10 protein-coding genes are annotated in these 12832 nt (G+C 62.7%); 4 read left to right on the top strand and 6 right to left on the bottom strand.

Features of this window, described 5'->3' with window-relative positions:
- Positions 1–62 precede the first annotated feature (62 nt).
- The 6 genes from MRBLMA1_RS09610 to MRBLMA1_RS09585 all read right to left on the bottom strand — a co-directional run bounded on the left by MRBLMA1_RS09610 (position 63) and on the right by MRBLMA1_RS09585 (position 6850).
- The gene (locus tag MRBLMA1_RS09610; RefSeq protein WP_363736396.1) at positions 63–2069 is read right to left on the bottom strand and encodes a hybrid sensor histidine kinase/response regulator; all 2007 of its coding nucleotides are present in this window, start codon (positions 2067–2069) and stop codon (positions 63–65) included.
- Positions 2066–3556, bottom strand: coding sequence for an ATPase domain-containing protein (locus tag MRBLMA1_RS09605; RefSeq protein WP_363736395.1), 1491 nt, complete (start codon positions 3554–3556; stop codon positions 2066–2068). The genes MRBLMA1_RS09610 and MRBLMA1_RS09605 overlap by 4 nt, the downstream gene beginning before the upstream one ends.
- Positions 3557–3659: 103 nt before the next feature.
- Complete coding sequence (locus MRBLMA1_RS09600; RefSeq protein WP_363736393.1) at positions 3660–3857, bottom strand: hypothetical protein; 198 nt, start codon at positions 3855–3857, stop codon at positions 3660–3662.
- A 57-nt stretch (positions 3858–3914) separates the two neighbouring features.
- Positions 3915–4625 carry a Crp/Fnr family transcriptional regulator gene (locus tag MRBLMA1_RS09595; protein ID WP_363736392.1) on the bottom strand — a complete coding sequence of 237 codons (711 nt, stop codon included), beginning with the start codon at positions 4623–4625 and terminating at the stop codon, positions 3915–3917.
- 229 nt (positions 4626–4854) lie between these two features.
- The gene (locus MRBLMA1_RS09590) at positions 4855–5994 is read right to left on the bottom strand and encodes an FAD-dependent monooxygenase (RefSeq protein WP_363736390.1); all 1140 of its coding nucleotides are present in this window, start codon (positions 5992–5994) and stop codon (positions 4855–4857) included.
- 142 nt (positions 5995–6136) lie between these two features.
- Complete coding sequence (locus MRBLMA1_RS09585; protein ID WP_363736389.1) at positions 6137–6850, bottom strand: SDR family NAD(P)-dependent oxidoreductase; 714 nt, start codon at positions 6848–6850, stop codon at positions 6137–6139.
- Between the two features lie 262 nt (positions 6851–7112).
- On the opposite strand from MRBLMA1_RS09585, the gene MRBLMA1_RS09580 reads away from it, so the two are divergent.
- The 4 genes from MRBLMA1_RS09580 to MRBLMA1_RS09565 all read left to right on the top strand — a co-directional run bounded on the left by MRBLMA1_RS09580 (position 7113) and on the right by MRBLMA1_RS09565 (position 12724).
- Complete coding sequence (locus tag MRBLMA1_RS09580) at positions 7113–9560, top strand: TonB-dependent receptor (protein WP_363736388.1); 2448 nt, start codon at positions 7113–7115, stop codon at positions 9558–9560.
- 12 nt (positions 9561–9572) lie between these two features.
- Positions 9573–10490, top strand: coding sequence for an NAD-dependent epimerase/dehydratase family protein (locus MRBLMA1_RS09575; protein WP_363736387.1), 918 nt, complete (start codon positions 9573–9575; stop codon positions 10488–10490).
- A gap of 12 nt (positions 10491–10502) precedes the next feature.
- The gene (locus MRBLMA1_RS09570) at positions 10503–11513 is read left to right on the top strand and encodes a LysR family transcriptional regulator (RefSeq protein WP_363736385.1); all 1011 of its coding nucleotides are present in this window, start codon (positions 10503–10505) and stop codon (positions 11511–11513) included.
- Between the two features lie 122 nt (positions 11514–11635).
- Complete coding sequence (locus tag MRBLMA1_RS09565; protein ID WP_363736384.1) at positions 11636–12724, top strand: VOC family protein; 1089 nt, start codon at positions 11636–11638, stop codon at positions 12722–12724.
- Positions 12725–12832 lie beyond the last annotated feature (108 nt).

Genomic DNA, 12832 nt, shown 5'->3' with positions numbered 1-12832 from the left:
CTTCGGGTCCGGGTACAGCCGCCGCTCCAGCCCCGTGATCGTTCCTCCCCGCCACGGGGTCTTCACAGGGTGGCGAGGCTCCGGGCCAGATCAACCTGCCTGAAGGGCTTGGTCAGCCGCGGCAGCCCTGGTGAGATGCCGGTATTCTCCGCATAGCCCGAAATCAGCAGGGCGCGGATTTCGGGCTTCAGCGCTCGCGCCTGTTCGATAAGGTCGGTGCCGGTGGTGCCCGGCATCAGATGGTCGGTGACCAGTATGTCGATGTCCGTATCGGTCTTCATGATCGCCAGCGCATGTTCGGCCGAACTCGCCTCGAGCACGTCATAGCCCAGTTCGCGCAGCATGTGCACGGTGCTTGCGCGCACCAGATCCTCGTCATCGACCACCAGAGCGATCCCATGATCGAGCTTGACCGGATCGACGTCGGGACCGGCGATATTCCTGGTCGCCGCGCTCTCGCTGGTCGGCAGCCACAGGCTGACCGTCGTGCCCTGGCCAACGGTGCTGTCGATGGTCAGGCCGCCGCCCAGCTGCGCGGCGAGGCCGTGCACCATCGACAGGCCAAGGCCGGTCCCCTGGCCCACGCCCTTGGTCGTGAAAAAGGGTTCGATCGCCTTTTCGGCGGTCCGCTGATCCATGCCGACGCCGGTATCCTTCACCGACAGCCTGACATATCTTCCTTCCCTGAAGCGGCTGTCGGCGGCGATGCTTTCGCAGCTTACCTCTATACGAAGCTGCCCCCCATCGGGCATGGCGTCGCGCGCATTCACGGTAAGATTCAGCAAAGCCATCTCGATCTGGTTGGCGTCGGCATGGGCCGCCGGCAGATCGTCCGCCACCGCCAGTTCGACCTGCACGCGCGGGCCGGACGTGCTGACGATCAGGTCGCGCATGTCCCGCACCAGATCGCCTATGTCGATGGCGGTGGGCTGCAAAGGCTGCCGGCGCGCGAAGGCCAGCAGCCTTTGCACCAGCATCTTCGCCCGGTCGGCCGATTGCAGCGCCCCCTCGATCAGTCGCCGCTCCCGCTCCGTGCCCAGTCCTCGCCGGTGGAGCAGGTCGAGGCTGCCCACGATCGGCGTCAACAGATTGTTGAAGTCATGGGCGACTCCGCCGGTAAGCTGGCCCATGGATTCCAGCTTCTGCGACTGGCGCAGTGCCTCCTGCGCCAATTCCAGCTCATGCGAGCGCTGCTGCACGCGCTCTTCCAATGTCTCGTTGAGCGCGCGCAACCGCTCTTCGCTCCGCCGCACGGCGGCCTCCATGCGGCGCCGTTCGGTGATGTCGTTGAACAGCACGGCGACAACGGGTGCCTTGGGGTCGCCCACGCGGAATGCGTAGACATCGTACCAATAGCCCCCCAACGCGTCCGCCCCATCCTCGAAACGTACGGCCTCTCCGGTGCGGGCGACCCGGCCGTAAATGTCGAACCAATGCTGTTCGTGATCGGGCACCAGCGAGCGCATCCTCTTGCCCACCGCGTCGTTTAGGCCGGTCTGGCGCGCAAAGGCGGGATTGGTTTCGATAAAGAGATAGTCGACGGGCTTTCCCGCCTCGTCGAAGATCATCTCTATGATGCAGAAGCCCGCTTCGATCGAATTGAAGAGGGAACGATATTTCTCCGCGCCGTGATGCAGTTCCTCCAGCCGCGCACGGGCATCATATTGCCGGCGCCGGCCGCGCAATGCCGATCGGGCCAGGCTGATCAGCGTGGTGGGGTGAAAGGGTCTCTCCAGGAAATTGACGTTGCCCAGCACCTCCAGATAGCGCGCCGCCGACGGGTTGCGCTCCAGCCCGCCGCCGCGGCGGGTCAGCAGGATGAACGGGAAATCCGACCATTTGGGCTGGTTCTGCAACCAGCCGACCAAGGGATGCAGGTCGCGATTGTGCAACGCCTCCTCCGTCACCAGCGCGAAGCCGGCGCCATTGTCGATGCCGCTCAACAATGCGCAAAGATCCTGGCAGATCTGGGTCCGCAATCTCGCCTCGGCCAGCACCGAGGCCGCAATGTCGGCGTCACGCCCGACCGGAGCGAGAATGAGCGCCCGTTCGGACAGATGCGGTATCACGCCTTGTCGTCTTCCAGCAGCGCGGGCGCACTGCCGACGAAATGCGGAACCCCGCGCAGCACGCCCTGAAAGCCCACCAGCGGTTCGCCCAGACGGATGCCGTAGGAGCCGATGCGAAATTCGCGGATCGTGTCCTCATGCGACCCGGTGCGCTTCTTGATGATCGACATGGCGCGGCGCACACGTCCCAGCGCTTCGAAATAGCGCAGCAGGATGACCGTGTCGGCCAGATAGGTGACATCGACTGGCGTCTTCATGTCGCCCACCAGCCCGTGCTGCGCGACCGTCAGGAAGGTCGTCGCCCCCTGCCGGTTGAGATATTGCAACAGCTCGTGCATGTGCAGCACGAGCGCATTTTCCTCCGGCATGGCGGACTGATAGCCGTTCAGGCTGTCGAGGACGACGGTCATCACCCCATGTCGTTCCACGCAATTGCGCACGCGTTGGGAGAATTCGCCGGGGGACAGTTCAGCCGCGTCCACCTGCTCGACGATCAGGTCGCCGCTTTCGACCATGGACCGCATGTCGATGCCAAGGCCGAGCGCGCGGTCGAAGAGCAGGCTCAGCTCCTCGTCGAAGACGAACATCGCCGCCTTTTCCCCCCGCGCGACCGCTGCCGTGACGAAGGTGAGGGCGAGCAGCGACTTGCCCGTGCCCGCCGGGCCGAGGACGAGTACGCTCGAACCGCGCTCTATCCCGCCGCCCAGCAGGGCATCGAGCTCGCCGGAATCGCTTTTCAACATGTCCCGGCGGAAGCTGGTCTTGTGCTCAGCCGACACCAGCCGGGGAAAGACGCGGACGCCGCCCTGCGCAATGACGAAATCATGGAAGCCGCCGCGAAAATGCCGACCACGATATTTGATGACGCGCAACCGACGGCGTTCCGGGCCATAGCCGGGGGACAGTTCCTCCAGCCGGATGACGCCATGGGCGACGCTGTGCACGGTCTTGTCGGAAACCTCCGCCGTCAGGTCGTCCAGCATCAGCACGGTCGCATTCTGCTTGGAGAAGAAATGCTTGAGCGCGAGGATCTGGCGGCGGTAGCGCAGCGAGCTTTGCGCCAGCAGCCGGATTTCCGACAGGCTGTCCAGCACGACGCGGTCGGGCCGGATCCGTTCGAACGCTTCGAAGATCCGGCGGGTCGTTTCGCCCAGTTCCAGGTCCGATGAATAGAGCAGGCTTTGCCGCTGCTGTTCATCCAGCAGGCTTTCGGGCGGCACCAGCTCGAACAGGTCCACCCCTTCCAGCGTCCAGCCGTGGGATGCGGCGCTGTCGCGCATTTCATCCTCTGTTTCGGACAAGGTGATGTAAAGGCAACGTTCGCCATGCCGCGCGCCTTCGATCATGAACTGCATCGCGATGGTGGTCTTGCCCGTACCTGGACTACCTTCCAGCAGGAAGACGCGCCCGCGGGTCAGTCCGCCCGAAAGGATGTCGTCAAAGCCATCCACGCCGGAAAGAGCCTGTTCGGTCGAATGGGTCTTCACGTCATCTCCTTTCAGATCAGGAGCATCGGCGATTATCACGGGACGCGGCGGCCCTGAATGCGTTGCAGATTGATTTCGATCAAGTCGATCCGTCCGAATCCTCTCATCCGCCGGGCGTGCCGCTCTTCATCTCGCCGATCTGTTCCCGCGCCTCCGATGCTGCGCGAATAAGTTCATGCCCCGTCTCGTCCGCGGCGTCGGGCGTCATGCTGATCGCGACCCCGTCGGGGCCGTCCAGCATCACCTGTCCTTCCTCGGCATAGGCCTTGCCGGATTCATCAAATACGCCGTCGCGGGGCATGCACCATCCTCTTCCTGTTCGGCAGTTCAGGACGCTTCGCAGGCGGATGTTGTTCCCTCAGCCGCCTATGAACAGATAGGATGGATCATAATCGCAAAGCCGCCGCAGCGCGGCGAGATCGAAGATCGTGACCTTGCCGCGTTGCATCTGGAGCAGCTTTCGTTCCCTCAATTCGCGCAGCATCCGGTTGATGTGCACCGATGTCATGCCGCAGGCCTCGCCCAGATCGGCCTGCGTCAGCGGCAGGGTGAACCGGCTGCCGTCGCTCAGGCCCACCGCGCGCAGCTTCGCTTCCATCTCGCAGAAGAAATGGCCGATCCGCGCCACGGCGTCGAGCCTGCCAAGGCGGAATATCCACTCCCTGTGCATGGCTGCGTCCAGCAGGGTGCTGAACCACAAAAGCTTGGTCAGATTGGGCCGTTCGGGCAGCAAGCGGTCGAGTGTCGCATGCGGCACCAGAGCGATCCTGCAGGCGCCGAGTGTCGCGACATCATGGTCGAGCCGCCTGAGCGGATAGCCATGCAGGTCGACGAAATCGCCGGGTACATGGACGGCGACGAGTTGGCGCAGGCCATTCCTGTCGTCCATATAGCGGCAGATGAAGCCGTCCATCAGATAGGTGCTGCAGGAGATCGGCTCGCCGGCCTGGGCAATGATCTGTCGCGCATGGGTTTTCCGGACCTGGCTCACGCTGGCCTCCAGCGCCGCGAGATCCTGGTCCGATAACTGCTCGCGGCGACGATTGCGAAGGAAGTCGGCGAAGATCATCCGGCATGTCCCAAGGCATGAGGTCGGCCTCAAGACTTAACAGCAGCCAATGTCGGCGGCCAGCATCTTCTCTTGCGAACCATGGCTCGCTCAAGCAGCGCGCCGCGGCGTACCGCTATCGGTGAGGGAAGAAGGCGCCAGAGCGTTTTCACCATGAGCGGAAACGCTCTGGTCCTTTGATGCCGCATTTTCCGAACCGTCGACCGTAAAGGGTCAACTTGAAAATGCTCTAAAAAGGCTCGTTGAGCCGCTTCAGCGCGCCTTCGAGCATCTGTGCGTGAACCTGGGGATCGCCATGTTCGAGTTGCAGCTTGCCCAGGGCGATGCTGGTTTCGATCACATCGCGGCAACGATCGAACCGCCGTTCCTGATAGGCGTGGAGTGCGGTTTCGACATCGTCGGTCCGCGCCAGTTCCTCGGCCAGGACGATGCCGCTCTCCACCGCCATGCCCGCTCCCGATGCAAGGTGCGGCGTGGTGGCGTGGACAGCGTCCCCCACCAGCACAATGCGGCCGCTGAACCAGTCCCTGGGCTGCAATGCAGCGGCGAGCGGGCGGTAGTTGATCCAGTCGTCGCTGGTCATGTTGTCGCGGATCCACCCTGCATTGCCGCCGAAATCATGCAGCAGGCCGGTGAGCGTCACGAACAGTTCCTCTTTGTCCATGAACCTGTCCCGCTCCATATGGGGCGTCAGCATCCACATGTAGACGCGGTCGGGCGCGCAGGCCGTGATGCCGCAGGGATTGGCGTGGCCAAGGAAGAATTCGCCCATCTGCAGTTCGGGTGGTTTGCGGATCGAAATGCGCCAGCACCCCTGGCCGGTCATCTTCGCCGGTCCCATGTGCGGGAAGGCGATGTCTCGCACGGCGGAAAATATGCTGTCCGCGCCCACGACCAGATCATAGCGGCCCTCGCTCCCGTCGGAGAAGCGGACATTGACCCCACTGCCGTCGTTCTCAAGCGCCGTCACCGTCAGCCCGAGGCGGACCGGGATGCCAAGCTCACCCACGCGCTTTTGCATGATCTGGTGCAGCACCGGACGCATGATACCGCCGGTCGCGGGCAGCCCTTCCTCGATCACTGGTTCGTCGAGATCGAGGATATGCGTTCCGTCATAGCGGAACAGGCGCGTCTTGCTGGTGATCGCTCCCTTCTGCTTGATCTGGTCGAGCAGGCCGAGGCGCTTGTAGGCGCGCAAAGTGGGGCCGGTGATCGTGATCCCCGCGCCATAGACGCGCCAGTCGGGATCCAGATCGATCAGCTCTGCCTTCACGCCGCGTTCGGCAAGGCTGATCGCGCTTGCCATTCCGCCGATACCCCCGCCCACGACAAGCGCCGTTGCGATGCTTTTGATTGCCGCTTCAGTCATGCCCTCTGCATGAACGGAGCATGGGCAACAGGCAAATTGGAACAATGGATAGGAACCCATCCACGCGAACGGTGCGAGAGGGAGGTTGAAGGTGCAAGGGCACCCTTCTCCGCCACGGTCGGCAAATGACCCGCGTCCAATCCTACCAGGCGGTCGCCCCGGCATCGACCGAAAAGTCGGCCCCGGTGACGTAGCGCGCCTCGTTGCTGGCAAGCCAGGTGGCGCACCAGCCGATGTCGGAGGGCTCTCCGATCAACTTGAGCATGTTCTTGGACAGCACGATGTCGAGGAATTCGGGATGCGCGTCGAGATGGCGCCCGGTTGCTTCGGTCCGGATAAAACCGGGGGCGATGGTGTTGGCGCGGATGTTGTGTGGGGCGCCTTCCATCGCCAACTGGCGCGTCATGGCCAGGACTCCGCCCTTGCCGGCGCAATGGGCGAGGGCGGGCGAGCCTTCGAGCGCCTTCCACGCATTTGCGCTGGCGAAGTTGATCACGCTCGCCGCCCCGCTGGCCTTGAGCCATGGCCAGGCCGCACGGGTGGGAAGAAAGACGATGTCCAGTTCGGCGTCGAGCGTCTTCCTCCAGTCTGCATAGGTCAGGTCCTCGATCCAGGCGAAGACGGCAAAGGCCGCCGCGTTGAGGAGGATGTCTACCTTGCCGAATTCCGACCCGATATCGGCGAACAGCGCGTTGGTTGCCGCTTCGTCGAGAAGGTTGCAGGCGCGATCGGCATCTTTAAGATCGACGCCGATCACCGTCGCGCCTTCCGCGGCGAAGATTTCCGCGCAACCCTTGCCGATGCCGTTGCCGGCGCCCGTGACCACGGCCACCTTGCCTGCCAGACGGTTTGCCAATGTCCTCTCCCTCGATCTGTTCCGCGCCCGTGACGCCCTGATACCATCTGGGTAGCCTAATAGGCTGCAGCTCCGGGGGAAAATTCGAATTGTCGATGGAAAACCATCCATGCGCAAGGTTCGTGCAACCTTCGCCGTGCCGTCGCGGCGCATACATTCGAACCATGGATAGGAATGCATTGATACAAATGGCGGGAGTTTCGGCCTGAAAGCCTCTATCCCGTCTCCAAGCAAAATATCGTGAAAGGGGAGGGGAATCCTTATGCGCACAGCATTTCTTATCACCACGGCAATGACGGCGATCGCCCTTGCTTCGCCCGCATTCGCCCAGGAGGCGCAATCGGCGGCATCGGACAATGGCGGCATCAGCGAGATCATTGTCACCGCGCAGCGCAAGGAAGAATCGCTGCAGAAGGCCGCTCTGGCGATCGACGCGGTCTCGGGCGACGATCTGGCCCAGCGCGGCATCGCCAGCGCGACCGACATCACCAAGGCTGTTCCGGCAATCTCCTTGCCATCGCCGGGCGGCAACATCTCGTCCATCTTCATTCGCGGCGTCGGCAATGTCACGACCAGCAGCTATAATGATCCGGCAGTGACGCCAAGCTATGACGGCGTGGTGCTGGGTCGCGGCGCCGGCGTTTTCGGCGCGGCCTTCTATGATCTTGCGCGGGTCGAGGTGCTCAAGGGGCCGCAAGGCATTCTCTATGGCCGCAATGCCACCGGCGGCGCGGTGAACATCATCCCGAACCGGCCGGTCATAGGCCGCAATGGCGCCGGGTTCAACGTGAGCGCTGGCAACTACGATGCGGTCGATGCCGATGCCTATGTGAACCTTGGCGTCAGCGATATCAGCGCGCTGCGCCTGGGCGCGGCTTATGCGGTGCGCGACGGTTACAATCGCGATGGAACCGATGACCTGCGCCGCGGATCGCTGCGCGCGCAATTCCTCATCGAGCCTTCCAACGATCTCTCGCTTCGCATCGGTGCGGATTATACGCATCTGGGCGGCAGGGGCGTGGGCGGATCCTATGTCGGCGGCTATGCGCCCGACGGCGCGGGCGGCTATGCCTTCTTCCCGTCGGGTCTGGATGCCAGCGAAGGGTTCAATACGCCCGCCGCCAATGCCTTCCGCAACCAGAATCTTGGCGCCCCGGCATTTGCCTTCCTCAGCGCGATGAACAGCGACCAGCGGCAGGACAGCACCTATTGGGGCGTGAATGCAGAGCTCAACTGGACGACTGGCATCGGCAAGGTCACGATCATCCCCGCCTATCGCGAGAGTGAGGACCACTCGCTGTTCTACGGTCCTGCCTTCAATACGGCGATGACGAACGAAAAAATCCGCCAGACCAGCCTGGAGGCGCGGCTCGCCGGCAAGACCGGCATGTTCGACTATGTGGTGGGCGGGTTCTTCTTCAATGAGAAGATCGATGCCAACAACCAGTATAATCAGGAGTTCGTTCTCCCGATCGTCAATTATCGGCACAAGACCGACAGCTATGCCGGATTTGGCCAGCTGACCGCCAATATATCAGACCGCTTCCGGTTGATCGGCGGCGCGCGCTATACGCATGACAAGAAGTCGATCAATGGCCTGATCAACAACTTCATCACCTTCTGCGGCGGTCCGCCCCCGGCGTTGGTGACGCCGCCTGCCTCCTTCGGCATCGGCTGCGCCACGCCCGGCAACATGCCCTATTATCCGAACTTCCTGAACACCACGGATACGATAAACTGGCTGAGGACCAACAACTGGATCGCGTCGGGCAGCACGGATCAGGCGGGCTATCAGGTCTTCCCGTTGCTGACGGGCGCGGGCGCCATTTTGAAGACCTACAATCCAGTGGTGGACAGCAAGGGTTTCTCGCGCGTGACCTGGAAGGGTTCGGCCGAGTTCGACCTCAGCCCACAGAATCTGCTCTATGCAACGGTCGAGAGCGGCTACCGTGCCGGCGGCCTGCAGATGACGGAAAGCAAGACCAGCTACAAGCCGGAGTTCATCACCGCCTACACGATCGGTTCGAAGAACAGGTTCTTTGACAATCACGTCCAGCTCAACCTCGAAGGCTTCATCTGGAAATATCGTGATCAGCAGATCACCTATTTCACCGTCGATACTTCGGGCACGCTGATCAATTCGAACGAAAATGCCGGTCGGGCCACGATCAAGGGCTTCGACGTGGATCTACTCATAAAGCCGACGGGTCGCACCACACTTAATGCCAAGGTACAGTATCTCGATAGCAGATATGATGACCTTCACCTCTACACTGCCGCGCCGCGTGACAACTTCAATTGCCCGTACACCTTCACCGGCGGCACGGCCGGCGGCGCGCCGGTCAAGGACTTCAACTGTTCGGGCAACCCTCTACTGTTCTCGCCCAAATGGACGGTCAATCTTGGCGCGGAACAGATCGTGCCGCTGGGCGAAAAACTGGAACTGGTCGCCAATGTCGATACGGCATGGCGCGACCGCCAGTGGGGAGGATTTGAATATCTCGCGTTCGAGAATATTCCCGCCTACTGGACGACGGATGCAGCGCTGACCCTGCGTGATCCCAGCGGTGGATGGTCGCTGACGGCATATGTCCGCAATCTCGAGGACAAGCGCCGCAACCTCGCTCCGCAGGCGTCCCCTCTGGGCATGGCGGTCGGCCACTTCTCGGCACCGCGCACCTACGGCCTGCGTCTTTCCGGCAATTTCTAGGGGCATGCCGACGTGAATATCCTGCTGACCGGGGCCGGCGGATTTGTCGGGCGGGAACTTGGCCGCCTGCTGGTGGGCGCCGGTCACGCGCTTGTCGGGATCGACACGGATGCCGGGGGGATTCCCGCCGGCATCCGTGCCGTTGAGGGGGATCTTGCCGATCCTGCGGTTCGGGCCGAAGCGCTCGGCACCGGCTGCGACGCGCTGATCCACCTGGCCACGGTGCCGGGCGGCGCGGCGGAGGCCGACCCGTCCGCTTCGCGCCGCATCAATGTCGACGCGATGTACGACCTGCTGGTCGAGGCTTCGGCGCTGAAGCCCGGTCTTCGCGTGGTCTATGCCAGCTCGATCGCGGTGTTCGGCGATCCGCTGCCAGCCCAGGTCGATGATGCCACGCCGCTTTCACCCAGGATGATCTATGGCGGGCATAAGGCGATGATGGAACATGCCGTGGCCATGTTTTCCAATCGAGGCCTGATCGATGGGGTGACCGTGCGACTGCCCGGTATTCTCGCCCGGCCAAAGGGACCGTCGGGCATGAAGTCGGCCTTCATGTCGGACCTGTTCCATGCGCTGCGGGCGGGGGAGGGGTTTACCTGTCCCGTTTCCGCCGCTGGCAGCATCTGGGCGCAGTCGGTGCGGCAATGCGCGCGCAACTTCCTTCATGCGCTGACGCTGGATTCCAGGCTGATGCCGCCGACCCGCGCCGTAACGCTGCCTGCTCTGCGCATCAGCATGGCGGACCTTGTCGCGGAAATCGCGCGGCAATGCGCCGTGTCGCCGGACCTTGTGCGCTATGCGCCGGACGCGGCACTTGAAGCGGCTTTTGCCGCGCAGCCGCCGCTCGCCACGCCTGCGGCCGAACGCGCCGGCTTTGCGCATGACGGAGACCTTGCTACACTTGTCTCCAACGCCCTCGCAACGATCTGAGGGCGATTGGAGATGGCGATGCGATTCGGACGGCTCGACCTCAACCTGCTGGTGGCGCTCGACGCGTTGCTGACCGAGCGCAGCGTCAGCCTGGCGGCAGATCGCCTGTGCCTGTCGCAGTCGGCCACGTCCAGCGCGCTTGGGCGATTGCGCGAATATTTCGGCGACGAACTGCTGGTGGTCAAGGGACGCAACATGATCCTGACGGCCCGCGCGGAGGAGTTGATCGACCCCGTTCGCGCCGTGCTGGAACAGATCCGGACCACGGTTGCGGTCGCGCCGCCCTTCGACCCGATGACGACGGACCGCATGATCCGCATCATGGCCTCGGATTATTCGACCGAGGTGCTGTTGGCCGGCGCTCTGGCCGAGCTGGAGAAGGAAGCGCCACAGATGCGTTTCGAAATTCAGCCGATGAACGACAGTCCGATCGAGGCGATCGAGCGGGGCTATGTCGATCTGCTGCTGACGATCGACTATGCCATTTCGCCCGACCATCCCAGCCAGCTATTGTTCGAGGACGATTATGTCGTGGTCGGTGATCGCAGCAATCCGGCGATGAACGAACCGATGACGCGCGATCTCTATTTCCGGCTTGGCCATGTTTCGCCCCGCTTCGGCAAACAACGGGTTCCGGCATTTGAGGACTGGTTCGTGCGTCGCCAGAAGCAGCAGCGCCGTATCGAGGTGATCGCGCCCACTTTCCTCTCGCTGCCCGGCCTGATCGTCGGCACCAACCGCATCGCGACGATGCATCGGCGCATGGCGGATATCGTCGTGCGGTCGAGGCCGCTGGTCATGCGCGAAATCCCATTTGCCATCCCACCGATCCGCGAAAGCGTGCAGTGGAACATCGCAAACAGCAACGACCGCGCCCTGCGCTGGGTTACCGAGCGGCTTCAGGCCGCGGCAATGCGAGAGGTGCCGGCGCCGGAGGGCAATGTCGTGACCCTCAATGCCGTCAATGAGATTGATCTCAACGAGATCGAGGCCGAATACCGCATGAACCACCCCCAGCGTTAAGCCCGTACGGACTTCCGCGCTGATCCATCTGTAACGTCGATAGCTTGGGTCCGGAAACTTGCGTTTCCGGACTTGCCTCTGCTTGGGCATGAATATGTCCTGAAACAAATTCGGGAGAAACCATGTCCCATCATCTTACCCCCGCGGTGCTAGGCGTCGAAGCCGTCGTCTTCGGTGTCGCCGATCTTGCCGAACACACCCGCTTCTGGACCGATTTCGGCCTGCCATTGGAATCGGCAAGCGAAAGCGAGACCGTGTTCCGGCTGCAGTCGGGCAGCCGCATCATCCTGTTGCAGCATGGCGATGAGCGGTTGCCGTCACCTGACCCGTTCCCCGGCGATGGCGTGAAGGAGACCGTGTGGGGAGTGGACACGGCCGAGAATCTCGACCGGATCGCGGCAAGCCTTGCCAACGAGGTGACGGTCACGTGCGATCCGGACGGCACGGTCCGTTGCGTCTGTCCCGACGGCCAGCCGATCGCGCTGCGCCTGTGGGACAAGCGCCCCGTGGTATCGGAGGCGAGTCCCGTCAACACGCCCTCCAACTGGCCGCGCTTCAACCAGCACCGTATATGGCGCAAACGCGCGATCCCAAAGACCATCAACCATGTCGTGTTCTTCAGCCCGGACTATGTGGGAAGCTTTGAATTCTACGAACGGCACCTGGGCTTCCGCTATGTCGACCATTCGAAGGGGACTGGCATCTTTGCGCGCGCGGGCGGCACGTTCGAGCATCACTCGATCTTCTGGGTCAATTGCGACCTGCCGATCGCGCCGGATCATTTCAGGTTCATGCACATCGCCTTCGGCTGCGACGACATTGACGAGGTCATGCTGGGCGCCAACATCATGGACAACAAGGGCTGGAAGAACACCACGATGAACACTTCCGGCGGCATTTCGCGCCATCGGATTTCCAGCGCCATCTATTATTATTGCGAGATGCCCGGCCATGCGGGCGAGGCTGAATATCATGCCGACACCGACTATCTGGACGATAGCTGGGTACCGCGGGCGTGGGACTTCAAGTTCGGTTCGCTGCTGTGGTCGCATAATGCGCCGGCCATTTTCCGCGGCGACAACATTCCCTGGGACATGACCTTCGACGCCGATCGCAGCAGCTTCGAACCGTTTCGCCGTGCACGGCAGGGCAAGCAGCCAATCGAGGGGGATCTCTCCCGCCTCACGGCCGATGACGAGCACGCGATCTGAATGGCAGGAGGGCAACAGCGGCGATCAGCGCCGCCGTTGCCCTCCTGCTTGTGGACCTCAATCCGCTTGTCCTGACCGGCAATCGGTACCGAGCCAGGAAATAGCTCC

Source organism: Sphingobium sp. LMA1-1-1.1 (assembly GCF_040676365.1).
Taxonomy (GTDB): Bacteria; Pseudomonadota; Alphaproteobacteria; order Sphingomonadales; family Sphingomonadaceae; genus Sphingobium.
The sequence above is the reverse complement of the archived record's forward strand: the minus strand, read 5'-3'. Positions and strand labels throughout refer to the sequence as shown.

Bases quoted from the DNA above. Each gene is read 5' to 3' on its own strand.
- MRBLMA1_RS09570 (WP_363736385.1), top strand. From the start codon at position 10,503: ATGGCGATGCGATTCGGACGGCTCGACCTCAACCTGCTGGTGGCGCTC.
- MRBLMA1_RS09595 (WP_363736392.1), bottom strand. From the start codon at position 4,625: ATGATCTTCGCCGACTTCCTTCGCAATCGTCGCCGCGAGCAGTTATCG.
- MRBLMA1_RS09580 (WP_363736388.1), top strand. From the start codon at position 7,113: ATGCGCACAGCATTTCTTATCACCACGGCAATGACGGCGATCGCCCTT.
- MRBLMA1_RS09565 (WP_363736384.1), top strand. From the start codon at position 11,636: ATGTCCCATCATCTTACCCCCGCGGTGCTAGGCGTCGAAGCCGTCGTC.
- MRBLMA1_RS09600 (WP_363736393.1), bottom strand. From the start codon at position 3,857: ATGCCCCGCGACGGCGTATTTGATGAATCCGGCAAGGCCTATGCCGAG.
- MRBLMA1_RS09590 (WP_363736390.1), bottom strand. From the start codon at position 5,994: ATGACTGAAGCGGCAATCAAAAGCATCGCAACGGCGCTTGTCGTGGGC.